Raw genomic sequence first — 25,158 nt, 5'->3', positions numbered from 1 at the left:
ATGAGCCATCAACTCACCTTCGCCGATAGTGAATTCAGCACTAAGCGCCGTCAGACCCGAAAAGAGATTTTCCTCTCCCGCATGGAGCAGATTCTGCCATGGCAGAATATGACCGCTGTCATCGAGCCGTTTTATCCCAAGGCGGGCAATGGCCGACGGCCCTATCCGCTGGAGACCATGCTGCGTATTCACTGCATGCAGCATTGGTACAACCTGAGCGACGGTGCCATGGAAGATGCCCTGTACGAAATCGCCTCCATGCGCCTGTTTGCCCGATTATCCCTGGATAGCGCCCTGCCGGATCGCACCACCATCATGAATTTCCGCCACCTGCTCGAGCAGCATCAACTGGCCCGTCAATTGTTCAAGACCATCAATCGCTGGCTGGCCGAAGCAGGCGTCATGATGACCCAAGGCACTTTGGTGGATGCCACCATCATTGAGGCACCCAGCTCGACCAAGAACAAAGAGCAGCAACGCGATCCGGAGATGCATCAGACCAAGAAAGGCAATCAGTGGCACTTTGGCATGAAGGCCCACATTGGTGTCGATGCCAAGAGTGGCCTGACCCACAGCCTGGTCACCACCGCGGCCAACGAGCATGACCTCAATCAGCTGGGTAATCTGCTTCATGGAGAGGAGCAATTTGTCTCAGCCGATGCCGGCTACCAAGGAGCGCCACAGCGCGAGGAGCTGGCCGAGGTGGATGTGGACTGGCTGATCGCCGAGCGTCCCGGCAAGGTAAAAACCTTGAAGCAGCATCCGCGCAAGAACAAAACGGCCATCAACATCGAATACATGAAAGCCAGCATCCGTGCCAGGGTGGAGCACCCGTTTCGCATCATCAAGCGGCAGTTCGGCTTCGTGAAAGCCAGATACAAGGGGCTGCTGAAAAACGATAACCAACTGGCGATGTTATTCACCCTGGCCAACCTGTTTCGGGTGGACCAAATGATACGTCAGTGGGAGAGATCTCAGTAAAAACCGGAAATAACGCCAGAAATGGTGGAAAAAATAGCCTAAATAGGCTGATTCGATGTGTTTGCGGGAAAAAAATCGGCCCAGATCCGCGAAATTTTAATCAGCGAGTCAGCTTGGGAAGAAATGACCTGCTTATTCGCACCTTCCCTAAGCTAAACCTAAAAATTGGGGTTGTCAAGACCACCAGAATGACCACCTTTAAGCGGCTTACCTATAATAACATATCAGAAGCATCTACCTATTCCAGGCGGAGATATGATTAATAACGAATTCAATCATCTTCGATAGATTAGAGCCTGAGTTATAGCTTCCCTTAAACTCAGTGACGGTATTTTCAAAATAGGCCGCAACATCCATTTTCGTTTTACCGTTTTTCAAGCTGGTCTTATCCGTTGTTACATCGAAAAACGTACTAAGCACTGGTTCGGGTAAGTAGTTTTCTATTGTATAACCCTGCGTAATCCATGTGGGTAGGTTTTGCCGGATTGCTTCTTTTGCCGTTTTAGCACTTAGTAAAATGGGATTCGCAGGCGTGGTCATATCATAATCATTATCACGGTCAGCGATAAAAATGCAGTTCTTGTTGATCATCAGCGCTTGAATGGTGTTAGCACTTTCCGCCGAGTAGTGTTTTAACATTGCGCCGCCATAGGGAATGAACGCATAGTGAACGTTTTCAATTGGGGTATCAAGGCCGTTTTCCTCACAATACAGTTTCAGCCAGTGCCGGATATAAATGCGATCGCTAACGCCCTCTACCCAGATTACTCCATTGGCTTGAAAAATCTCGCTTGGCCGCATCCCCATAGCAGAAAGAAAAGCTGCGGACCGGGTGAAGTCTTTGACTCCATACCCATCAGCCTCGTACAGACTGACTGGAATGTTGTCCCAAATTCCATACTCAAGAAAAACGGTTGAGTGCGTGCTAATAAATAGCTGGAGGCATTTTTCGGCTGTGATTTCTTTTATTTTTTTAACCAGAATACGCTGAAGGCGGGGATGAATATGTACTTCTGGCTCTTCTATAACACAGATTGTGAGTGGGGCCTGCTGAGAAAGCCAGGTCAGAAGCCCGGCGAATGCTTTCCAGCCCGCAGGTATATCCTCGATGGTTATGATATTAGACTGAAGTTCATCATCGTGCAGCCAGACGCTGAGTGCATTCGGGCCGCTATCTGAAACAGAGAAGCAGTGTTCAAGGATATACTCTGAAAAGCTTTGCTGCCTGGGGGGACGTTTGTAGCGAAAGGCGGTCTCTTTTAATCCTGATGCAGCAGTACCCGGAAGATAGCGTGCATCTTTATTGAGATACATAACGACTTTTTCCAGCGAGAGGCCGGTAATATCATGACCAGAGCGGTAAGCTACATTCTGCTGTAGCGCTTTCATGCATTGCACATAGCCAGAAGGAAATGGCTGTGATGAATGAGAGCTGATGATGTCCTCATGTATCAATTCCCCGGTAGAATGCTTCGCCATCACACCCACATGCGATTTACCGATACCCTGAGAAGTGAATAGGGCAACAAGAATGGTATTATTGTCAAACTCTAACCGAAAAAATCCTGTGGTATCACTTCGCATGTTCTCTCTGCCTAGCGAAACCAATTTGGTGGGATCCGAAATGGTACGTAGGATATCAAGAACCGTTGATTTACCACTTCCGTTGGGGCCTGAAATAATATTGATTTGAGCTGGCTGAAGGATATTCCCATCTGGCAGAGGGGTATGATGCGAGTTGGTGAAGGCTACTTTTCTGAGATTTGCGAATGATAAATAGATCACCGGCATAGTATTCTTCCTTGAAGGGCAAGTAGTTAATGTGTATGAGGTTTATAATACCTCTCTTTGAAGTCCTACTGGTCTCTTCTGCTTGTCATGGGCCATGTCGTGTATCAAGAGCCGCGACATCATGGCAATAATGATTAGCTTTTCAGCGCCAGGGATAGGCTATGTGGTCGTACCTCAACGGCAGATTTGATGCACATGCCTGAATGTGATGCAGTCCTAATAGAAAAACAGATACGCAGGAAATCATAACATGTTGAACAGACGAGTTAGGCAGATTCAGCCCCAAGAGAATAAGGAGAGCCAAACGAAGACGTTTGGTGATTATTCGGAATTTCCTAATATTGTACTGCTTGGCGATCCGGGAGCCGGGAAAACCCATCTTTTCAAACAGTTTGCAGCAAAGAATGGAGCGACCTATTTAAAGGTCCGTCAATTTATCAACGGCGTTCCGTTAGATGGATTTCAAACGCTATTCATCGACGCCTTGGATGAAAAAAGGAGTGGCCACAACAGTGATGATGTGGTTGATGACATTGTTCGCCGCCTATTTTCCCTACTGCCACAAAAGGTCAGAATCTCCTGTCGCTCTCAGGACTGGTTGGGTGAGTCAGATCTCTCAGCATTTTTGCCCTATTTTGAGCGGACAGGGGGATATGTCGTTTTACATTTGCAGCAGTTATCAAGGGAAGAGCAGATAGCGATTCTGCATGCTCATGGCATAGAGCATCCCGAGAAGTTTCTGGAGGAAGCAGAAAAATACTCTGCCTATGAGTTTCTTCACAACCCACAAAATCTGCTTATGCTGGCTGAGGCCGTCAAAGAGGGAAACTGGCCTCAGACGAGGTCAGAACTTTTCCACTCAGCGACACAGCTTCTTTTAACTGAACATAGTAAAGAGCATACGTGGCAAAATTCGGGGATTTATACCAGCGACGAGTTAGAGCACCCTGCTGGGTCTATTTGTGCGTTGCGTATACTGAGTGATGTTTCTGGAATTTCTCTGCTTCCGAATGATATCCGATCAGAATATCCTAGCTATAGAACCATACCGTTTTTCTCACATGAAATAATAAAAGCGACGTTATCCCGACGCGTTTTTTCCGCTGGGGATGAACCCGAAACAGTTGATTACAGCCATAGGACAATTGCCGAGTATTTGGCAGCGAAATGGTTAGCGAGTATCGTTGAAAAGGGACTACCCTTGGGACGTTTGAGAAGCCTGCTGGGGTTTGAGGGCTATCCGTCATCAGAATTAAGAGGATTACACGCATGGTTGGCGGTCTTTTTACCACAATACGCCAATGTCTTCATTCAAGCCGATCCTTATGGTGTACTGACTTATGGCGATGCAGCTTCGTTATCCACTGTAGATAAACAAAGTTTACTTGTGGCACTGTCCAAACTTTCGGAAAGCGATCCTTGGTTTAGAAATCACGGCTTTTCTTCTAATTTGAATGGCTTCGTGAGCGAGGAGATGGAAGCACACTTGCGCGTGATTATCCATGATCCAAAATCGCGATTTTCTCTGCGTATGCTTATTCTCGAATCTCTATCCGTTACAACCCCAACATTGTCATTGAATCAGGATTTAATTGATGTTATTAAATCTGAACGTCATTCATATGCCGAAAAAGAAGTAGCGATAACGGTATTAATACACTCGGGCCTATCAGGTATTAAAGAAGTCGTCGGAATTTATTCTGAATTGAAAGATATAAATCACGACAGTATTCGATTGCGTAACCACATTATTCAGTTACTTTATAAAGATTATTTCTCCGCGTTAGATGTAGCGCAACTCCTGACTGACACTTTAAGTGTTACTGAGGAACGTTTACCGGTAGGGTCTCTATGGGGAATTATAGATGTTGTTCCTGCCGAGGATATAATGACAATATTTGAATGTCTCTATCAATATCAAAATGAAAATATAGATAACCAGTATTCATCATCAATAAATCGCCATGAAATTTTGTATTATATTGAAAGTGGTCTGATGATTATTCTTAATACGAAGGAGCAGTACACTGCTGAGCAGATATGGGTATGCCTGAGTGTTCATTACTGGTATAAAGAACATTATAGTCATTTTGACAGTAAAGTAGCTCAGATTGTCCAGTTGCTAAAAGAACGTGAATGGCAGTATGAAGATATTATAGATGCCGCAATAGTATCTTTTACTAGGTATAATACAGGATATCTGTTTTTACATGAGTTTGGACAAAGTACATTTGGTGTTATTCCTCGTGAGCTTTTATTATCCCGCTTCATGCACTATTTATCAAGTAATAGAGGTGGTATTCTTGATAAGACGAGATTTATTTATCGATTAGCATTTCCTACTCTTTGGAATTGTGATACACCGTCACAGCAGGTATTTAATTTTCTTATTACTTATGGTGGAATGAGTAATGAGCTTTTTTCTATTTTAGAAGCTGCATTAGTCTGTGAGATTGATGATTGGCGGGTAAAAATTAATATCAGCAGGATAGAAAGTGAGAGAGAAAAAAAGGATATTATTGATTCAAATAAAGTGGATTTTCAGCAAGTAAGAGAACAGATTGCTTCGGGTGAACATTTAGGATGGCTTAAGCATATTGCGTATATTTATTATGCATTATATAACGATGTAGATGAAAAACTAACCTGCTTTGAGCGTCTTTCATCAAGTCTTGGGGACAATTATACTATAGATGCCATTTCTGGTCTTGTGGCTCTATTAGGCCGTGCAGATCTCCCGTCTATAGATGATATTAATAACTCCTTAATAAAAGGTGAATATTATGAATGGTGGTATGCTATATTGGCGGGAAGTGACGAACTATGGAAACTGAATGGTGATATAACTCTTTGGGATAATGAATTGCTAAAAATGTTAATAACATTGGATGCAAGATTATCAATCCATGTAAAAGAAGACAATGTTATCACTATATATTCACTACCATGGAAAAAGTATGTAATACTTTATCGAGAAGTTCTCTTCATAGAAACATATAGTTATATAATAGACTTTTGTATAAAAAATAAATTTCAGCATATTGTGGCATTGAACTATATTCTACATGAGAAATCACTACAAGATTCTCACGTCATCCCTTTAGTTATGTATTTTGCTAAAAAATATCCTGATGATATTAATCATACACAAAGCTTAGTTGAATGGCTGCTAGAGCGTCCACAGATACGTGGAGAGCTGCTGGAACTATCCCAACTTATGGTTAATAGACGAGGTGTGTTAAAGAAGGTTAATTATCATATTTGGTTAGTATGCTGTTATTTGTTAGAGCCCGAACAGGCTTATGATTTATTTGTATCTGAAGCTAAATCAGATCCTGAGATCATTTGGCTTGTGCGTGAGTTAACTGGTAATGCCAGAAGGCGGAGAGAAAATAATAATCAAGAGCTTTCTTTAATTCAATTAGAAACCATCATTAAAGTTTCAGCAACACATTTTCCTAACGCTTATCATCCAGTGGAGGGAAGTCATGGTTCAAGAAATAGTTGGGATTATGCAGAATTTATCAGAGCATTGATTAACGAAATTTCTGCTATTTCTTCATACGATGCCAGTGAAGTGCTTGAGCGTTTATTATTGCTGCCTGAATGCGAAAGCTACCGGGATCATCTCTCACATGCCAAAAGTAATCAGATAATTCGTTATAGAGAGTCCCAGTTTTATCATGCTGCCTGGAAGCAAGCAGTAAGTACATTAGTGAATGAAACGCCTGCCAACGTAATGGATCTTTACTCATTGTTGCTTAATCATCTACGGGATATTTCTAACAGAATTACTTACGAAAATACCGATATTTATAAACAATTCTGGAATGAAGACAGTTATGGTCGTACCTTGGTGCCTAAACCGGAAGAGAGCTGCCGTCATATTTTTCTGGAGTTACTCCGTACCCGGCTTAATTCATTAAAAATAAGCTGTGAACCAGAAGGTCACATGGTTTCTGATAAAAGGGCAGATATCATTGTTTCACTACCGGGTATAAAAATACCTATTGAGATAAAGCGTGATTATCATCGTGATGTCTGGACTGCGCTTAACGGACAGTTGGACAAGCTTTATACTAAAAACCCCGATGCTGCTGGTTATGGTATTTATCTGGTTTTTTGGTTTGGTTCTGCTCGGCCGAATACCCTGCCTCGTTTGTCGAAAAACATACTTCAACCTGAAAACGCCAGTACAATGGAGAATATGCTTAATGAAACTGTACCGTTTGAAAAAAGAGACCGCTTATCAGCGATAGTGATTGATGTCTCCGGTGAGGTCATACCTCCTGTGGAAGAGCCGAAATCATCTGTATAAGGAAGATTTATTTTGATAACTAAAGAACTTGTCGATGAAAGTTATATTATACGCCAACTTGTTGATGTAGGGGATTTTGATGAATCATATAGACTTTCAGTTATATTCTTAGATAAGCTAGAAAGAATCACAACTAAGAGTGATAATTATTTTATTTTACTGGCAAATATCGCTGGTAATCTTGTTGATATCGGTCAAATGCAAAAAAATAGTGAGGCATCAAAACTCGGTTTTAACTTGATGAAAAAGAATCAGGAAGAATTTATCAAGGTACAGGGCGAGTGTCATTTTTATTATAATTATGGCAACGCGATGTCCAACCTTGTCAGAGTAAATAATCCCCATGATCATACATTTCAGACAATAGAGGAGATGGTTTCTTTAAAAAATATTTATTGGCGAGCTTTCATACTATCTTTTGATGAGCCGGAAGAATATCGAGCCGAGCTTGCAGTCAATCTAGCCAATTCACTAAGAAGCCAATTTAGACTTAGCGAATCTTTGAGATATTATGATCTTACTAATCGTAAGGAATTAGATATACCACAGGCTTGGGTCAATCGTTCAGCATCACTTATTGAATTAAATTTTATTTCCTCTTCATTCTCAATTAAACAACTAAAAGAGATAAGAGAGGGATATATCCGGGCATCTGTTTCAAAAAATATTCCACCGCAATGGGAATCATTCTATCTGGGTCGCATAGCACAAACTAACGATAAAATCGCAGAATATGCAGTTGATGATGAAACGGATGAACACGATGAAGCACTTACACAACAAGAGTTCGAAGCGTTAAGCCCATACCGACAGTTTTGTCTTAGAAATCATCTGACTTTATCAGAACATGGCCTGTATTGCTCATGTGTAGGAAGTGCTACAGATAACCTTGTTATTTCTTCGGGAGGCGGCGTAACAGGTGATTTTATCATTCCCATGGAGATGGTATTAAATCGCCTCAAATCGGAGTTTTCACTCGCACGCCATCTTTATTTTGATTATCTTTATCCACACAATACGGATTACATTAAGTACGAAAGTCATTTTCTGGAATTGTATAATGATGAAGTTTTAGGGATAGAAATTGAAAAGATCAGGACGGCATTTCGTCTTTGCTTTGGTATTCTAGACAAAATTGCGGTAGCCATATGTGAACTTTATAATCTTTACCCAATAACAAAAAAAGGGACACCTCAGAAGAATATCTATTTCCAGAGTTTCTGGCAGTTGGATGTTGATAACAGAAGGCAATTATTTGAAAAGGTAAAATCACCCGGACTTCTGGCGTTATACAGTATTGCTACCGATCTGAATAAAGATAAGGGCGGGGAGTTAGCTTTTTATAAAGAATGGCGAAATAGTTTGGAGCATAAGTTTTTAGTTGTACATAAAGGTGATAAACCTGAGGATGTTTACGAATCTTATCAATTAATCAAAGATATTCTTTTTATCAAAGAAAGTGATTTTATCCACCATTTCGAACATTTACTTCAGATAACGCGTTCAGCAATTTTTTCGTTTGCTTTTATGGTCAGGTATGAAGGAATGAAAGAAAAAAAGGAGGGTATTCACTATATGACACGAGAATTACATACGAAAAACTATTCAGCAGACTGAGAGTAAAGTGAGTATACGTGCCGCCTTCGTTGACAGGAACTATTGTGCATATTTATAACAGGCTCTAACAATCTGCGATCTTCCTTCCACGACTTCCCCTTGCCGTTTTTGACTGAAAGCGGTATCTTAAACCCGCACCTGCAAAATCAGGCGCCGGGATTGGAACCCCGAAATATAACCATACTGGCGACACGTGACGCGTCTGCGTCTTTTTTTATGTCGCGCGCTTAGCTACACCAAAATTATGGTGGGCTGGGCGGGGGCACCGTAAGGTGCGCCGGTTCCAGTATGGCCGGTAGTTCCAACCCCGTTCAGTCCACCACCCATGAGATTGGAACCTCTGGTGGTGGTTTTCAAACTACATACTGGAGGTTGCCACCATGGCTACGATCCCTATTCAAACACATCCGCTGCTTGCTGTTCCCTTTAATACCACCACGGATTTCACCGTACTGGCCGATCACTGTGGAAACTTTGCCGAAACCCTGATTGAAAGCAACGATCCCACACTCAAAATGGCGCTCTGCGGCAGAATCAACACCTGTCTGACGCTGCTGCAACCCACACTGTTAGAGCCTGTTCCTCCCCATCTGGTTGAAAGTCTGACCGTTGACACGCTTCCTGTGAATGCTCCGCGTTTCGATCCTGAATGCACTGAACTTTGTCGCTACTGCCTTGCCCTGACGCAAACCCTGTCGGGGCTGGGGTTCGCCTCTGAAACGGAGAAGTACCTTAGCTGGCTGTTGTACGACCTGATTAACTACTTTGCTGCGGAAATGAAAGCGCCGCGCTGGCTGCGTACAGCCGGTGGAGTGAAGTTTATCGACGGTGTGGAGATCAAAGCATGATGAAGTCTGACTGGCATCCTGCCGACATTATCGCAGGGCTGAAAAAACGTGGCACTTCGTTGTCAGCGCTTTCGCGTCAGGCCGGGCTGGCGTCCTCCACGCTGGCAAATGCGCTTACCCGCCGCTGGCCTAAAGGAGAGAAATTAATTGCCGAAGCGTTAGATGTTGCGCCTGAGAACATCTGGCCATCACGCTACCGTAAACCAGAATACCGATAAGACAAACGGTTTCTCCCGATCTTTTGCCTGCCCTTGCAGATGGGAGATCGGGAGAATGCCAGTGACGTGCGGCAACTCAGCATTTAATCAAATTAACGGGAAATGTTTTTCAGGCAAAAACAGTTTCCTCTTTCGGCACCAGTCACATTCGCATTATTTTCTCTCTGCAACAAATGGCCCTCCGGGGCGCCCTTATACGCTTCACGACCTGCAAGAAGCGGCCTGATTTCAGGCTGGTCGTCCCTTTACCGACAATACCTTTGAAAATGTCGGACTGCGTTGCAGTTAAGGTCACTCTTCACATTGCGTCAATATCTGAACTGGTTTTACGGTACAGATAGTAAAACGGTGAATGCCGTGCATGCCATTCACTGAAATACCCGAATGCGTCTCCAGCTTTTCAGCAACGACGCATGAATCCCTCATTCCATCGTTTCATAATCATTTTATAGCTTTACACCTATATAGCATTTAACCTATATTGCTCAGGAGGTCCCGTGTGGACGATTAAAACAACGGATATGTTTGATCACTGGTTTTCCTCGCTCAATGATATCGATCGGGCCAGCGTGCTTGCAGCGCTGTTGGTCCTGCGGGAAAAGGGGCCGGGTTTGTCCAGACCTTATGCCGATACGCTTAGAGGCTCCCGCTTTAGCAACATGAAAGAGTTGCGCATTCAGAGCCGGGGCGATCCGATACGGGCATTTTTCGCTTTTGATCCAGCCCGTACCGGCATTGTACTTTGTGCCGGAAATAAGGTCGGCAATGAAAAACGTTTTTACGATGAGATGATCCCGGTTGCAGATCGGGAATTCACGAACTGGCTGAACACAATAAAAGAGAAGGAGTAACGCGATGGGCAGAACGCTGGAACAGCTTATTGCGGATGAAAAACCTGAAGTCGTGGCCGAAGCTCAGGCGATGGCGACGGACATCCTGCTCAACATTCACCTTGCCGAACTGCGCGAGAAAGTGCAGAGAACGCAGGTCGAAATGGCGAAGGCGCTGGGGATCAGGCAACCTACCGTTGCAGGAATGGAAAAACCGGGGCGCGACCTGAAGCTTTCCACGCTGAAACGCTACGTTGAAGCGACCGGCGGCAAGCTACGCCTTGATATTGAACTGCCGGATGGTTCTCACTACGGATTTGTACTATAAACACTGACGCTCCCTGAACCGGAGCGTCAGTCCCCTCTGTATAACGGACTGCGGCCTGCATTGCCGAAGGCTTTGCTGCCGCGTGACCGTAAAACTGCACCAGATATCTGTTTTTTAGCACTGCACCAGTCCAGTGCGTCACTTTAACCGCGCTGAGCGGGAAAGTGACGCACTCAGCCCTTTCGCCTTGCACCAGATAACTCAACTGCGCCAGCCACTGGCTGGACTCTGACACCGCCTTTTCAGGCCATTTGACCAATAAGGAGAACATGAACCGATACCGAGGCGGATCAGGACGATCCGGGGGATAACCCGCGAAAGCGGGCGGCTGCTCAGAGAGCACAACCGAAGCCCCACCACACCTCAACGGCTGCCGCCCCGGCGCTCAGGTATCGTTCGCAGCCCCGACAAAACTCAGGGGCTATCGGCCTGTGCGCCGGGGAAAGCTGTATCAGGTTTTGGGTTATGAATTTGCGGCAATCATGAAAGGGGGAATGTATGGGAATACTGGAGCAGGAAATGAAACGGCTGGCGCAGCAGGCGGGCGGCAGCCACAAGACCGTTCACGACCGCATTAAGCTGGCGCAGCGGTTTTGTGAGCGTTTAGTCGTGGCGCAAAACGTGCAGATCCGCCGGATAGAACAGCTAAAAGCGCGGCATATTGAGGGCTATATCCGGGAACGACTGGCGCAGGGCATGACAAAACGTTCCCTGCAAAATGAGATGGCGGCGATCCGTAATTTGCTGAAACAGGCCGGGCGCGACAGGTTGGCGCAGAGTGAGCGGCTGAATAACCGTTCGCTGGGTCTGTCCGGCGCATCCCGCAACGGTACGCGGCAGGCCATTACGCCGGAGCATTACCGCCATGCGCTGGAAACCGCCCGCGCAAAAGACGCGGGACTGGCGGCAGCTCTGGAGCTCTCAAGGTTGATGGGGCTACGCTCGCAGGAAGCAGTGCAGAGTGCCCGGTCGCTGAAAACGTGGCAACAGGCGCTGGATCGCGGTGAGTCCCGGTTAACGGTGGTGTTCGGCACCAAAGGCGGACGACCCCGCGAAACGGTGATCCTGGATACTGGCGCAGTCAGGAAGGCGCTGGATAACGCCAACTCTGTCGCAGAAAGCCGTCACGGCAGGCTGATCGACAAGCCCGATCTGAAGAGTGCGATGAAATACTGGCACAGCCAGGCGTCACGTATTGGTTTAACAGGCGTGTATTCCCCACACTCGTTACGCTATGCGTGGGCGCAGGATGCGATCCGTCATTATCTGGCGCAGCGGTTCAATGAGAAGGAAGCGCTGGCAATGACGGCGATGGATTTGGGCCACGGTGACGGGCGCGGGCGGTATGTGGCGCAGGTTTACGGGCGAAAGGAGGACACTGATTGATAGTCATTGCCCTGAAAAAATTGGGTTATTCATCGGTTTTCGTACAAAATTATTTGCCCTCAAATAATTTTGGGTGATTTCCTATTAATCCCGGGTTATCCATCGGTTTTCGTACAAAAAATTTTGGGGGCAAAATTTTTTGTACGCTTTCCTATCAATACTGACTAAATCAATAATTATCGGCAATTAACTTATTGGTTTTGGTTATTTTTGATAGGCATGAGTTTATAACACATCCTCTATCCATCGTTATCCACCGAAAAAATTTCGACGTAGAAATTTTTTGTACGTTTTCCTTTCAATAATGGTATTTCGAAAGGTATGGCCGATTAGGGGCTGCCAGGCGTTTTCAGATGTCATCCAGCATCACTCTGGTACAGCATCATGCTCCCGCTCTCCTGTTGACCGCTGCGCCAGTAAAAGGAAAAAGGCCGAAAGGGTAAGGGGCGGCTAAGGGTAACAGCGCCAGACCGGAAAAGGCCAAAGGGCTTAAAAGGCTGTAACTGGCGCAGATCGATATGTATCCGGTGATATCTGGCGCAGCTCTGCCGTATACAGGCGACGGCAGACTGGTGCAGCTATGGCGTATCGATAAATCGGTTTCTGGTGCAGATTGTCTGGCAACTATCACTTCAAATAATTTCGATATTTACCGATTGATCCGTAAGGTATTGATAGATTTTCGTACAAAATTATTCTATGTCGAATAATTTTGTACGTTTTCCGATTAATAATAAAAAAGTTGAAGATAATTCCTTTCAATGTAAAAAGCAGATCTGGCTCCCGTCAGGATCTGCTTTTTTATTTTCAACAAATTATGCAATGGCTGGTTCAGGCCGCCTTATACTGCCGCGCATAAATATACGGCGCAACATAACTTTCCCGGCACATGTCCAGATAATCCGACCACCACTGCATCATGGCCTTGCGGGCGTCAAGATGTTCGGCGCGATGAACATACGCCGCCCGCACGCTGTTGCGTTCCTGATGGCTCATTTGCCGCTCCACGGCATCCCGCGACCAGAGTTCAGATTCCACTAACGCGCTACAGGCCATTGCCCTGAAACCGTGACCACAGACTTCTGTTTTGGTGTCATAGCCTATCAGACGCAGCGCCCGGTTGGTCGTGTTCTCACTCATAGGCTTACAGGGATCGTGATCGCCGGGAAACACCAGTTCCTGATGACCGGAGAGTTCCTGTATCTGTTTCAGAATGGCAATTGCCTGACGGGAGAGCGGCACGATGTGCGGTGTACGCATCTTTGCCCCGCGACCTGAGAAACGGACTTTATCTATGACCTCGCGGGTGGCGGGGATAGTCCAGATTTTGTTTCTGAAATCAATCTCGCTCCAGTGGGCGAAACGCAGCTCACTGGAGCGGATAAACAGATGCAGGGTGAGCAGAACCGCCAGCCGCGTCAGTTGTCGTCCCTGCTGGTAATCGCCGATACGCTCAAGCAGTTCGGGCAGGCGCTCCAGCGGCAGGGCCGGGTGGTGATTTTTAACCGGTGGTGCCGTGACGCCTTCCAGATGCTGCGCCGGGTTGTTTTCGGTAAGCCCCTGCTGCACGGCATAACGCATGATGTTGCAAAGCCGTTGCCGGGTACGGGATGCGACTTCAAGGTGGCCTTTTTCTTCGATAACCTTCAGTAACACCGTGAAATGCTGCGTTTTCAGCAGGGTGACGGGCAGATGACCAATCGCCGGAAAGATGTGATTGTGCATACTGGCGAGAGTGCGCTCCGCATAGTCTTTCGACCATTTTTTGTTGGTCTTAAGCCAGTCGAGCGCCACGGTCTGAAAGCATTTGTCCGGCGAAGCGGCCGCTTTTTCAGCAATACGCTGCTGTGCGGGATTGATATTCTGCGCCAGTTGCCTGCGGAAAACATCGCGCTGCTGCCGGGCCTCAACGAGAGAAACCAGCGGATATGCGCCCAGACTTACGCGGGATTCCTTTCCGTTGAAGCGATACTTGAGGTACCAGATACGCGAACCGCCCGGATTGACGAGCAGATACAGACCGTGTGAATCGGAGAGTTTTACGGGTCTGAAAGAAGGTTTTAAGCTGCGGATTTTTGAATCATTAAGGGACATATGGGGGGCACTCCATAATCGAACCAACCTGACCCCAAATCTGACCACCAAATTAACCGGATGCGGAGGGAAAACTGAATACGCATCGGGAAAGATTTCTACGCTAACCTGTTGAATCTAAATCGAATAAAGACACACAGGGAAGCGTAAGAATCGGAATTTGGCTCCTCTGACTGGACTCGAACCAGTGACATACGGATTAACAGTCCGCCGTTCTACCGACTGAACTACAGAGGAATCGTGTGAACGAGGCGAATATTAGCGATGCCACTCAGCGTTGTCAAAGCCTGAATAGATAAATGCGATCGTTTGCTGAAATATTCCCCATTTCGCCGCTTATTCAGACGCAACCGGTTGTTTTATGCACTTTTCACGCTCGGGACGAGGGTATTTCCATAACCAGCGGCCTGTAACCATACGCCAGTAAAATAACGCGGCGCGCACGGCCCAGTCGAAGAACATCCCTAACCAAACGCCGACTACACCCCATCCTAATACGATTCCCAATGTGTAACCCGCCACAACGCGACAGCCCCACATGCCCAACATCGATACCCACATCGCAAAACGCACATCACGCGCGCCCTTAAACCCTGATGGTAGCACCCAGGATGCCGCCCATATCGGCATAAACGCTGCGTTGAGCCAAATTAGGATGACTATGACCTCTTTTACATCCTGATCGTGGGTATAAAATGAGGCCATAACGCCGGCAAAAGGGGCGGTTAGCCAGGCGATGGCGGTTAAGCCGATTGTTGAGAGCCAGAATATATGGCGTAACTGGATTTCCGCTTGGGCAATCTGACCATTTCCCAGACGCCTGCCGGTAATGATTGTCGACGCGGAGCCTAAAGCATTCCCCGGCAGGTTGATGAGCGCGGCGATGGAAAATGCAATGAAGTTTCCGGCAATTACGCTGGTTCCCATGCCGGAGACAAACATCTGCGTTAACAGTTTACCGCCATTAAATAGCACTGACTCAATACTTGCCGGAATACCGATCCCCATAACTTCCCAGATAATGGCGAGATTGAGCGGCTTAAAATAGCTTTTGAAGGGAATACGCAGCGCCGGATTAAAACCAATCATCAGCACCCAGATAATGGCGAACGCACCGATGTAGCGTGAAATGGTCAGCCCGAGTCCTGCCCCCACAAATCCCAGCCCTTGCCAGGAAAAGACCCCGTAGATCAGGATGCTGCTGATGATGATATTTAGGATATTCATACCGCCATTAATCAACAGCGGAATTTTGGTATTTCCGGCTCCGCGAAGTGCGCCGCTACCGATCAAAGCAATGGCTGCCGCCGGGTAGCTGAGCACCGTTAGTTCCAGATAGGTGAGTGCCAAGGCCTTAACATCGGGGGTTGCTTCACCGGCGACAACGTCAATAATCTGTTCACCAAAATAGTGAATGACCGCTGCCAGCACGCTAGCAAAAATTGTCATGATCACCAGCGATTGTCTGGCTGCTGCCCTTGCCCGTCGACGATCTCGTTTTCCTAGGCTAAATGCTACCACCACCGTGGTTCCCAGATCGATGGCGGCAAAAAACGCCATGATGACCATGTTGAAACTGTCGGCGAGACCAACGCCAGCCATTGCTTCTTTTCCCAACCAGCTAACAAGGAAGGTACTCAGTACGCCCATCAACAGCACACAGGTGTTTTCCAGAAAAATGGGGACCGCAAGCGGAGTGATTTCGCGCCAAAAGAGAACCTTATAACTCTTGCGTTTGGCATACCAGGGCGTGCGGGAAGCGACCTGGCGTAAGGCAGCGGAGACGTTCAAAGTGGACCTTAAAGAAGAAAGTTGAAACCTCATTTCAAATGATGAGGGAGAATCCAAAAAGCTGCAAAGTTTTTTCCATTTAAAATGTCTGGAAATGCAACAAACTGTCGAGAGAAGCATCAATTGAAACTTATTCGGGGAAATGGGGTTTGACAAAAATTTTTTCGCCGCTAAGATAAGCCTCCACAACGATTCCTCTGTAGTTCAGTCGGTAGAACGGCGGACTGTTAATCCGTATGTCACTGGTTCGAGTCCAGTCAGAGGAGCCATATTTAAGAAGCCCGCTTAAGGAAACTTAAGCGGGCTTTTTGTTTTCTCAGTCCAGTGCATCCACCTGACGAGCAGGTGGAGCGTGATGTGTTTCGAATCAGAACTGATAGCTGGCGGTGACGCTGACGTTGCGCGGCTCGCCATAGACGATAGATCCGTCGACATTGGTGTCGTAGGTTTTATCGAACAGGTTATTGAGGTTACCCTGCACAGAGAAGTTTTTCGTCACCTGATAGCGAGTGAATAAATCGACCAGGGCGTAGCTTCCCTGTTCCGCGCGGAATGTGCCATACGGCGTGACCGTATCGCTATAAACACGATTCTGCCAGTTAACCCCACCGCCCACGGTCAGTTCCGGCATGGCTGGCAGGCGATAACGGGTAAACAGTTTTACTGTGGTACGCGGTAGGTTCGGGTTTACCGCATTGCCTTCGTTGTCTTCAGCAACATAGCGTGTCGCGCCGAACGTCATCTGCCAGTTATCGGTGATCGCACCGTTAACTTCGAATTCGACCCCTTTGCTGACCGTTCCATCCATCGCTCTATAGGCCGTGTCGCCATTGCTACCGGCAATTGGTACGCCGGTTGATTGGCCCACGTTATCCTGTTCAATGCGGAACACCGCGAGGGTGGTGGTTAAACGGCTGTTCATCCAGTCGGACTTCAGGCCAAGTTCATAGTTATTGCCGGTAATTGGGGAAAGGTATTTACCGGAACTGTCGCGCTTGTTCTGCGGCTGAAAGATTGAGGTATAGCTGGCGTACGTAGACCAGTTATCGTCAATGTCATACACCAGGCCCGCATACGGCGTGGTGTGGTTTTGTTCCATGCTGTAGGAGAGGGTGTCGATACGCCAGTTGGTATAACGCACGCCGACAATCAAATGCAGTGGGTCGGCCAGCGAAATACGTGTTGCGGCGTAGAGCGATTTCATGTGCGTGGTATCGTCCTGGGCCAATGACTGCGGGTTCCAGTTGGTTTCCGGGAAGTTACCATCGAAGGTATAGAAACTGCCGATTTCGTTGGGGAATACGTTCGCCCACGCGCTTTCGTAACGGTTATTCTGTTTGCTGTAGCTGCCGCCCAGCATCAGATTATGCTGACGACCAAACAGGTCGTAACCGCCGTCGGCGAACAGATCGACGGCATCCACCTTACGCTTGCCGCTGTTCCAGCCGGTACCTCCGACGTAGTCATAGCCCGGACCATAGCTGCCATACGGGCCAATCAGCGTACCATCGGCTTTATTGACATAGGCATCGACGTACATCATTTTACTGTCAAACTTGACCTCGGAGTGGGTGGCATTCATGGTCGCCTGCCAGGTATCGGCAAAACGTTGCTTGATGGTGACAAACACTTTGTTGAAGTCTTTATCGTTGTACGCCCAGTCCGGCGCATTGCTGCGCGAGCGGTCATAGCTGTTTTTGCTGCCGTCGGTATTCCAGCGCGGCAATCCACCCCATGTTGGACTGTTGATATCAATGCGCTGATATTCATAACCCGCAGACAGGCTGGTGGTGTCGCCCAGATCGGCATCGACAATCCCGGAGAAGAACATTTTTTCGCTATTGTAGCGATCAAGCCAGGCGTCGTTATTCTGGTAGCCCGCCACGATGCGCCCGCGCACGTTGCCGTCTGCCGTGAGCGGGCTTTGAAGATCGGTCACATATCGTTGTTTATTCCAACTGCCATATTCCGCAGAAACATTACCGGTGAACTCGCGGCTGGTGGCATGCTTACGGATCATATTAATCGAGGCTGAGGGGTTACCCGTCCCGGTCATTAGCCCGTTTGCGCCACGGACCACTTCGACACGCTCAAAAAGGGCCGTGTCGGAAAGGGCATCACCGAGATTCCAGCGGGATTCAAAATAGGTCGGAATCCCATCGACCATGTAGTTATCAATCTGAAATCCGCGAGAGTAATAGCTACTGCGATCTGAATCCGCCTGACTTCTGCTTATCCCCAACGTGTTGTCCATGACATCGCCCAGCGTTTGCAGTTGCTGATCTTCCATGCGCTGCTGACTGATAATGCTGACCGATTGCGGAATATCGCGCTGCGTCATCTGCATTTTGGTGCCAGCAGTCGTTGATTTGATGCTGTAATCCTGCTCCTCGCTGGATGTAGCTGGAGCAGAGCCCTCAACGATAACCGTCTCTTCAGCAGGGGCTGCGAGGCTGGTGGAAGGCAATAGTGCTAACGTGATGCAGGCTGCCAGTACAGAAGGGGCAAGCCCCGATTGGCGCTGGTCATCCCCGTTGAGTGTTGTGAAAGACATCGAAAAGTCCTTGATAATTATTAATATTAAGTTCGAATCACTGAGGTTGCGATGAACTTTTTGGTTGTAAATTATTAAGTTTGCATTGAATGCAAATGCGAAATATACGCATTCACATTCAATGTGTAAACAGATGCTACGGCATAAGTAAAATGTTGTTTCAGTACTATGCTTAAGCAATAGCGACGGGAAATGGTTATAAGAACAACAGTGGCAGGGCTTTTTGCTTAAAAAATCGAGGGTTAAAGTTGAAAGAGCGTGAGTAACTCGCTCATACTCTATACTCGCAGAGTGACCCGGCGTAGCATGGCATAACGCTTGGGCTGTTAATGAAAAAGGAAAACGTCGTGGCAGAAGAAACTATATTCAGCAAAATTATCCGTCGTGAAATTCCGTCAGATATCGTGTACCAGGATGAACTGGTCACTGCGTTTCGTGATATTTCCCCTCAGGCACCTACGCACATTCTGATCATTCCTAACGTCCTGATCCCGACCGTCAACGATGTGACAGCGGAACACGAGCAGGCGTTGGGTCGCATGATCACCGTAGCGGCGAAAATCGCCGAGCAGGAAGGCATTGCTGCGGATGGGTATCGTTTAATTATGAATACCAATCGTCACGGCGGTCAGGAGGTGTATCACATTCATATGCACCTGCTGGGTGGACGTGCGCTTGGTCCAATGCTTGCGCATAAAGGTCTCTAAGCATGACCAGAGGATGCATTGCACTTTCACTGAGCTTGCTGCTACTGGCTGGCTGTCGGGCACATCCTGAAATCCCGGTAAGTGATGAACAGTCGCTGGTGATGGAATCAACGATTCTGGCGTCGGGCATTACAGCAGAACAGCCGACGTTAACCACGTCTGATATTCAGGCCTCAGCATCCTCGCGACTTTATAACGAAAGACAAGAACCCGTTACCGTTCATTATCGGTTTTACTGGTATGACGCCAGAGGACTGGAAATGCATCCTCTGGAAGCGCCACGCAGCGTGACTATCCCGGCTCATTCGTCGGTGACGCTGTACGGCAGCGCCAATTTTTTGGGGGCGCACAAGGTTAGACTTTATCTTTATTTGTAAGGGGTGAATCTTGATGATCAAAATGAATCGCTACGCACTGATTGCCGCGCTGGCGATGTTTCTCTCTGGCTGTGTGGCGCAACGTGAGCCCGCCCCCGTAGAGGAAGTGAAGCCGGTGCCGGAACAGCCCGCGCAGCCGCAACAGCCGGTGCCGGTTGTACCAACGGTGCCAAGCATACCGCAGCAGCCGGGTCCGATTGAGCACGAGGACCAAACGGCGCAGCCGACGCCACGTCAACGTCACTATGACTGGAACGGGGCTATGCAGCCGATGGTCGGTAAAATGCTGCAGGCTGACGGCGTCAAAGCGGGAGGCGTTCTGCTGGTTGATAGCGTGAATAACCGGACCAACGGCTCGTTGAACGCCGGTGAAGCCACCGAGACCTTGAGGAACGCGCTGGCGAATAACGGCAAGTTTACCCTGGTTTCCGCCCAGCAGTTGGCTGTCGCCAAACAGCAGTTAGGTTTGTCGCCGAACGACAGTCTGGGAACGCGCAGCAAAGCGATTGGTATCGCCCGTAACGTTGGCGCACAGTATGTGCTCTATTCCAGCGCCTCCGGCAACGTCAATTCGCCGGCGCTGCAAATGCAATTAATGCTGGTACAAACTGGCGAGATAATCTGGTCAGGTAAAGGTGCCGTACAGCAACAATAACCGGCTGACGCGCGACGAGGTGTTGTCGCGCTATTTCCCGCAGTATCATCCCGTCGTAGCCAACCAGAGCGGCCTGAGCGGCGGGAGCTGCATCATCGAACACGATACCCACCGCTTAGTGTTGCGCTCTCATCACGACCCTGACGCGCCGGAATCGCATTTCTTACGCCACTATCACGCGTTAAAGCACCTGCCTGAAAGCCTTGCGCCGCGCCCCCGCTTTTATATACGTGGGTGGATGGCGGTCGACTTTTTTCACGGTAAGGTAGAATCCAGATTGCCGGACGCCGACGAACTCGCTGGCTTATTGTATCATCTGCACCAACAACCCCAATTGGGCTGGCGAATCAGTCTGCTGCCGCTACTCGAACATTACTGGCAGTGTGGCGATCCGGCGCGTCGTACGCCATGCTGGTTGCGAGCGTTGAAGCGACTCAGGAAAAGCGGTGAGCCTCGACCTTTGCGTCTGGGGCCTCTGCATATGGATGTCCACGGTGACAACATCGTACGTACAGCATTAGGGCTGCGGCTGATTGACTGGGAATATGCCGGAGACGGTGATATCGCTCTGGAGCTGGCGGCGGTTTGGGTCAACGACGAATCTCAGCACCAACGGCTGGTTAGCGCCTACGCCCAACGAGCGCACATTGAACAAAACGCGCTGTGGCGGCAGGTCAGACGATGGCGGCCCTGGGTCATAATGCTGAAAGCGGGGTGGTTTGAGTATCGCTGGCGACAAACCGGCGATCGACAATTTATCAGGCTGGCCGATGAAACCTGGCGGCAGCTAATAATGAAAGGATAAGGAGAGCAGTGTGGGCCCAGTAATGTTGGATGTCGAAGGGTATGAGCTGGACGCTGAAGAGCGTGAGATTCTGGCGCATCCGCTGGTAGGTGGGTTGATCCTCTTTACCCGAAATTATCATGACTCGGAACAGTTGCGTGAATTAGTGCGCCAGATTCGCGCGGCATCACGCAATCATCTGGTGGTGGCGGTAGATCAGGAAGGCGGTAGGGTACAGCGTTTTCGCGAAGGATTTACGCGTCTGCCCGCGGCCCAATCCTTTGCTGCGCTGCACGGTCTGGAAGACGGCGGCAATCTGGCGCAGGACGCCGGATGGCTAATGGCCAGCGAAATGATCGCAATGGATATAGATATCAGTTTTGCGCCGGTGCTGGATGTGGGGCATATCAGCGCGGCGATTGGCGAACGCTCTTACCATGCCGATCCGCGGAAAGCGCTGGCTATGGCGACTCGCTTCATTGACGGTATGCATGCTGCTGGCATGAAAACTACCGGTAAACATTTCCCCGGGCATGGGGCTGTGACGGCGGATTCGCATAAAGAAACCCCAACCGATCCACGTTCAGAAGCCGAAATTCGTGCAAAAGATATGTCCGTGTTCCAGACGTTGATTACGGAAAACAAACTCGATGCCATTATGCCTGCGCATGTCATCTACAGTGACGTGGACCCGCGTCCGGCGAGCGGTTCGCCACACTGGCTGAAAACGGTGCTGCGTCAGGAGCTTGGTTTCGATGGCGTCATTTTCTCCGATGATTTGTCGATGGAAGGGGCGGCGATTATGGGAAGCTATGCTGAGCGTGGTCAGGCATCGCTGGATGCGGGTTGCGATATGATCCTGGTCTGCAATAATCGTAAGGGAGCGGTCAGTGTGTTAGATAATCTGTCGCCGATCAATGCAGAACGTGTTACACGTTTGTATCATAAAGGTTCATTTTCACGTCAGGAACTGATGGACTCGGCACGCTGGAAGACGGTAAGCGCCCAGCTCAACCAGCTTCATGAGCGCTGGCAGGAAGAGAAAGCAGGTCATTAACGCAAGTTTGGCGAGGATGCGATGATTATCTATTTACACGGTTTTGACTCTAACAGCCCGGGCAACCACGAAAAGGTGTTGCAGCTGCAGTTCATCGACCCGGATGTCAGGCTGATTAGCTACAGTACGCGGCATCCTAAACATGACATGCAGCATCTACTGAAAGAAGTGGACAAAATGCTGCAGCTTAATGTGGACGACCGTCCGCTGATTTGTGGCGTGGGGCTCGGGGGATATTGGGCTGAACGGATTGGTTTTCTGTGTGATATTCGTCAGGTAGTGTTTAATCCCAACCTGTTCCCGTATGAGAACATGGAAGGAAAAATCGACAGGCCTGAAGAGTATGCCGATATCGCGACAAAATGCGTGACCAATTTCCGCGAAAAGAATCGCGATCGCTGCCTGGTGATCCTGTCACGTCATGATGAAGCGCTCAATAGTCAGCGTTCGTCAGAAGAGCTGCATCACTTTTACGAGATAGTCTGGGACGAAGAGCAGACGCACAAGTTTAAGAATATCTCCCCGCATTTGCAGCGCATCAAAGCGTTCAAGACGTTAGGTTAATCCTCAATGAACGTTTAAAAAACCAGCCTTCGGGCTGGTTTTTTTGTTCTTAAAGTTCGTGTTGTCTATCTTTTCAGCATCAAAACTTGATACACATCAATTTTGGTATGACCAATGCACCGTTCGTGTTATTCTCACTCTCGAAGAACATTTTCATTATCGTAACTTGTTGTTAATTAAAGGCTATGCCTATAACTTTTAGTTAACAATTGGTTAATAAATTTAAGGGGGTCACGTTGACTACACCATTAAAAAGAATCGTGATTGTCGGCGGCGGTGCTGGCGGACTGGAAATGGCGACGCAGCTGGGTAAAAAGCTGGGGCGCAAGAAAAAGGCCAAAATCACGCTGGTGGACAGAAACCACAGCCATTTATGGAAACCGTTACTGCATGAAGTCGCGACGGGTTCCCTGGACGAAGGCGTGGATGCGCTGAGCTATCTGGCGCATGCCCGTAACCACGGTTTCCAGTTTCAGTTGGGTTCGGTGGTGGATATCGATCGCGAAGCGAAAACCATTACTCTTGCCGAGCTGCGCGATGAGAAGGGCGAGCTGCTGGTTCCTGAGCGCAAAGTCCCGTATGACACGCTGGTGATGGCGTTGGGTAGTACCTCCAACGATTTCAATACGCCGGGCGTCAAAGAAAACTGCATTTTCCTGGATAACCCGCATCAGGCGCGTCGTTTCCACCAGGAGATGCTGAATCTGTTCCTGAAGTATTCCGCGAATCTGGGCGCTAACGGCAAAGTAAATATCGCCATTGTCGGCGGCGGTGCGACGGGGGTTGAACTCTCAGCCGAGCTGCACAATGCGGTAAAACAGCTGCACAGCTATGGTTACAAAGGGCTGACTAACGAAGCGCTGAACGTTACGCTGGTAGAAGCCGGGGAGCGTATTCTGCCTGCGTTGCCGCCGCGTATTTCCAGTGCTGCGCATAATGAGTTAACCAAACTGGGCGTACGCGTACTGACCCAGACGATGGTAACCAGTGCTGATGAAGGCGGACTGCATACCAAGGATGGCGAGTACATTGAAGCCGATCTGATGGTGTGGGCTGCGGGGATCAAAGCGCCAGACTTTATGAAAGACATTGGCGGTCTGGAAACCAACCGTATCAACCAACTGGTGGTTGAGCCGACTCTGCAGACCACGCGCGATCCAGACGTGTACGCGATTGGCGACTGCGCTTCCTGCGCTCGCCCGGATGGTGGTTTTGTGCCGCCGCGCGCTCAGGCTGCGCACCAGATGGCAAGCTGCGCAATGAACAACATTTTGGCGCAGATGAACGGCAAGCCGCTGAAAGCGTATCAGTACAAAGACCACGGCTCTCTGGTTTCACTTTCTAACTTCTCTACCGTGGGTAGCCTGATGGGCAACTTGACCCGTGGTTCGATGATGGTAGAAGGGCGTATTGCGCGCTTTGTGTACATCTCACTGTACCGCATGCACCAGATTGCTCTGCACGGTTACTTTAAAACCGGTCTGATGATGCTGGTTGGCAGCATTAACCGGGTGATCCGCCCGCGTCTGAAACTGCATTAATACGGCTTATGGCGTCGGATGTTTGTACTTATCCGGCGTCTTCCTTCAGAGTTCTCCGAATCATCCTGCCTTCGCTCCTCCTCGTGCTATTTTCATCCGTAATCTGATTGGCATTCCTTACCTTCTGTTGCAAAGTTGTTGCTAATAGCAAAAAAGGAGGAAGTCCCGTGAATAAATCTATGTTGGCGGGTATAGGGATTGGCGTAGCTGCTGCGCTGGGTGTTGCAGCGGTGGCCAGTCTTAACGTTTTCGAGCGTGGCCCACAGTATGCACAAGTTGTCTCTGCAACACCGATTAAAGAGTCGGTAAAAACACCACGCCAGGAGTGTCGGAACGTGACGGTCACGCACCGTAAGCCGGTACAAGATGAAAACCGTATTGCGGGTTCCGTGCTGGGTGCGGTTGCTGGTGGCGTTATCGGCCATCAGTTTGGCGGCGGACGCGGTAAAGATATTGCTACCGTGGCCGGTGCTTTAGGCGGCGGTTATGCAGGTAACCAGATCCAGGGTTCGATGCAAGAAAATGATACGTACACTACTACGCAGCAGCGTTGTAAAACGGTGTATGACAAATCTGAAAAAATGCTGGGCTACGACGTGACGTACAAAATTGGCGATCAGCAGGGGAAAATCCGTATGGATAAGGACCCCGGCGCGCAAATTCCGTTGGATAACAACGGACAGTTGGTACTGAATAACAAAGCGTAAAATAGCATTA

General features: G+C 48.5%; 20 protein-coding genes and 2 tRNA genes. 17 read left to right on the top strand and 5 right to left on the bottom strand.

The genetic code is table 11. From position 1 onward, the window contains the following. Positions 1 to 981, top strand: a complete 981-nt coding sequence (locus HV229_RS15090; protein WP_000019445.1) for an IS5-like element ISKpn26 family transposase — start codon at positions 1 to 3, stop codon at positions 979 to 981. A 234-nt stretch (positions 982 to 1,215) separates the two neighbouring features. Here the strand turns inward: HV229_RS15090 and HV229_RS15085 are convergent, their stop codons facing one another. Further along, complete coding sequence (locus tag HV229_RS15085) at positions 1,216 to 2,772, bottom strand: ATP-binding protein (protein ID WP_181545761.1); 1,557 nt, start codon at positions 2,770 to 2,772, stop codon at positions 1,216 to 1,218. A 250-nt stretch (positions 2,773 to 3,022) separates the two neighbouring features. Between HV229_RS15085 and HV229_RS15080 the strand changes: the two genes are divergently transcribed. The 7 genes from HV229_RS15080 to HV229_RS15050 all read left to right on the top strand — a co-directional run bounded on the left by HV229_RS15080 (position 3,023) and on the right by HV229_RS15050 (position 12,317). After that, entirely contained in the window at positions 3,023 to 7,090 is a 4,068-nt protein-coding gene (locus tag HV229_RS15080; protein WP_181545759.1) for a hypothetical protein, read from the top strand. 12 nt (positions 7,091 to 7,102) lie between these two features. Continuing rightward, a complete protein-coding gene (locus HV229_RS15075) occupies positions 7,103 to 8,707 on the top strand; it encodes an LA2681 family HEPN domain-containing protein (RefSeq protein ID WP_103283715.1) in 1,605 nt (534 codons plus the stop codon). A gap of 380 nt (positions 8,708 to 9,087) precedes the next feature. Further along, complete coding sequence (locus tag HV229_RS15070; RefSeq protein WP_181545757.1) at positions 9,088 to 9,555, top strand: hypothetical protein; 468 nt, start codon at positions 9,088 to 9,090, stop codon at positions 9,553 to 9,555. Continuing rightward, positions 9,552 to 9,773, top strand: coding sequence for a helix-turn-helix transcriptional regulator (locus HV229_RS15065; protein ID WP_053390180.1), 222 nt, complete (start codon positions 9,552 to 9,554; stop codon positions 9,771 to 9,773). Before HV229_RS15070 ends, HV229_RS15065 begins: the two co-directional genes overlap by 4 nt. Before the next feature lie 497 nt (positions 9,774 to 10,270). Further along, a complete protein-coding gene (locus HV229_RS15060; protein WP_053390179.1) occupies positions 10,271 to 10,624 on the top strand; it encodes a type II toxin-antitoxin system RelE/ParE family toxin in 354 nt (117 codons plus the stop codon). Between the two features lie 4 nt (positions 10,625 to 10,628). Then, positions 10,629 to 10,931, top strand: a complete 303-nt coding sequence (locus HV229_RS15055; protein ID WP_181545755.1) for a helix-turn-helix domain-containing protein — start codon at positions 10,629 to 10,631, stop codon at positions 10,929 to 10,931. A 498-nt stretch (positions 10,932 to 11,429) separates the two neighbouring features. Continuing rightward, positions 11,430 to 12,317, top strand: coding sequence for an integrase domain-containing protein (locus HV229_RS15050; RefSeq protein ID WP_103283719.1), 888 nt, complete (start codon positions 11,430 to 11,432; stop codon positions 12,315 to 12,317). 831 nt (positions 12,318 to 13,148) lie between these two features. Here the strand turns inward: HV229_RS15050 and HV229_RS15045 are convergent. The 3 genes from HV229_RS15045 to HV229_RS15035 all read right to left on the bottom strand — a co-directional run bounded on the left by HV229_RS15045 (position 13,149) and on the right by HV229_RS15035 (position 16,235). Continuing rightward, a complete protein-coding gene (locus tag HV229_RS15045) occupies positions 13,149 to 14,411 on the bottom strand; it encodes an integrase arm-type DNA-binding domain-containing protein (RefSeq protein ID WP_181545753.1) in 1,263 nt (420 codons plus the stop codon). Between the two features lie 161 nt (positions 14,412 to 14,572). After that, a tRNA-Asn gene (locus HV229_RS15040) sits at positions 14,573 to 14,648 on the bottom strand. A 99-nt stretch (positions 14,649 to 14,747) separates the two neighbouring features. Further along, positions 14,748 to 16,235, bottom strand: coding sequence for an EmmdR/YeeO family multidrug/toxin efflux MATE transporter (locus tag HV229_RS15035; protein ID WP_318043495.1), 1,488 nt, complete (start codon positions 16,233 to 16,235; stop codon positions 14,748 to 14,750). Between the two features lie 160 nt (positions 16,236 to 16,395). On the opposite strand from HV229_RS15035, the gene HV229_RS15030 reads away from it, so the two are divergent. After that, a tRNA-Asn gene (locus HV229_RS15030) sits at positions 16,396 to 16,471 on the top strand. A 98-nt stretch (positions 16,472 to 16,569) separates the two neighbouring features. Here HV229_RS15030 and fhuE read toward each other — a convergent pair. Further along, on the bottom strand, positions 16,570 to 18,756 hold the full coding sequence (gene fhuE / locus HV229_RS15025; RefSeq protein WP_181545749.1) for a ferric-rhodotorulic acid/ferric-coprogen receptor FhuE: 2,187 nt from the start codon (positions 18,754 to 18,756) through the stop codon (positions 16,570 to 16,572). 347 nt (positions 18,757 to 19,103) lie between these two features. On the opposite strand from fhuE, the gene hinT reads away from it, so the two are divergent. The 8 genes from hinT to HV229_RS14985 all read left to right on the top strand — a co-directional run bounded on the left by hinT (position 19,104) and on the right by HV229_RS14985 (position 25,148). Then, the gene (gene hinT / locus HV229_RS15020) at positions 19,104 to 19,463 is read left to right on the top strand and encodes a purine nucleoside phosphoramidase (protein ID WP_016156204.1); all 360 of its coding nucleotides are present in this window, start codon (positions 19,104 to 19,106) and stop codon (positions 19,461 to 19,463) included. Between the two features lie 2 nt (positions 19,464 to 19,465). Then, a complete protein-coding gene (locus tag HV229_RS15015) occupies positions 19,466 to 19,840 on the top strand; it encodes a YcfL family protein (RefSeq protein ID WP_019076489.1) in 375 nt (124 codons plus the stop codon). Positions 19,841 to 19,853: 13 nt separating this feature from the next. After that, the gene (gene lpoB / locus HV229_RS15010; protein WP_016152673.1) at positions 19,854 to 20,495 is read left to right on the top strand and encodes a penicillin-binding protein activator LpoB; all 642 of its coding nucleotides are present in this window, start codon (positions 19,854 to 19,856) and stop codon (positions 20,493 to 20,495) included. Then, positions 20,476 to 21,300 (top strand): thiamine kinase, encoded by an 825-nt coding sequence (gene thiK, locus HV229_RS15005; RefSeq protein WP_181545747.1) that lies wholly within the window; start codon positions 20,476 to 20,478, stop codon positions 21,298 to 21,300. The genes lpoB and thiK overlap by 20 nt, the downstream gene beginning before the upstream one ends. A gap of 10 nt (positions 21,301 to 21,310) precedes the next feature. Next, positions 21,311 to 22,336, top strand: a complete 1,026-nt coding sequence (gene nagZ, locus HV229_RS15000) for a beta-N-acetylhexosaminidase (protein ID WP_181545745.1) — start codon at positions 21,311 to 21,313, stop codon at positions 22,334 to 22,336. A 21-nt stretch (positions 22,337 to 22,357) separates the two neighbouring features. Continuing rightward, entirely contained in the window at positions 22,358 to 22,900 is a 543-nt protein-coding gene (ycfP, locus tag HV229_RS14995; protein WP_003030817.1) for an alpha/beta hydrolase YcfP, read from the top strand. 236 nt (positions 22,901 to 23,136) lie between these two features. Continuing rightward, complete coding sequence (gene ndh / locus HV229_RS14990) at positions 23,137 to 24,441, top strand: NADH-quinone dehydrogenase (RefSeq protein WP_181545743.1); 1,305 nt, start codon at positions 23,137 to 23,139, stop codon at positions 24,439 to 24,441. A 167-nt stretch (positions 24,442 to 24,608) separates the two neighbouring features. Next, the gene (locus HV229_RS14985) at positions 24,609 to 25,148 is read left to right on the top strand and encodes a glycine zipper 2TM domain-containing protein (protein WP_003030814.1); all 540 of its coding nucleotides are present in this window, start codon (positions 24,609 to 24,611) and stop codon (positions 25,146 to 25,148) included. The last annotated feature ends 10 nt before the right edge of the window (positions 25,149 to 25,158 follow it).

It is taken from the genome of Citrobacter sp. RHBSTW-00524 (assembly GCF_013747755.1).
Classification (GTDB): domain Bacteria; phylum Pseudomonadota; class Gammaproteobacteria; order Enterobacterales; family Enterobacteriaceae; genus Citrobacter; species Citrobacter braakii.
This window is presented reverse-complemented; position numbering and strand designations above follow the sequence as displayed.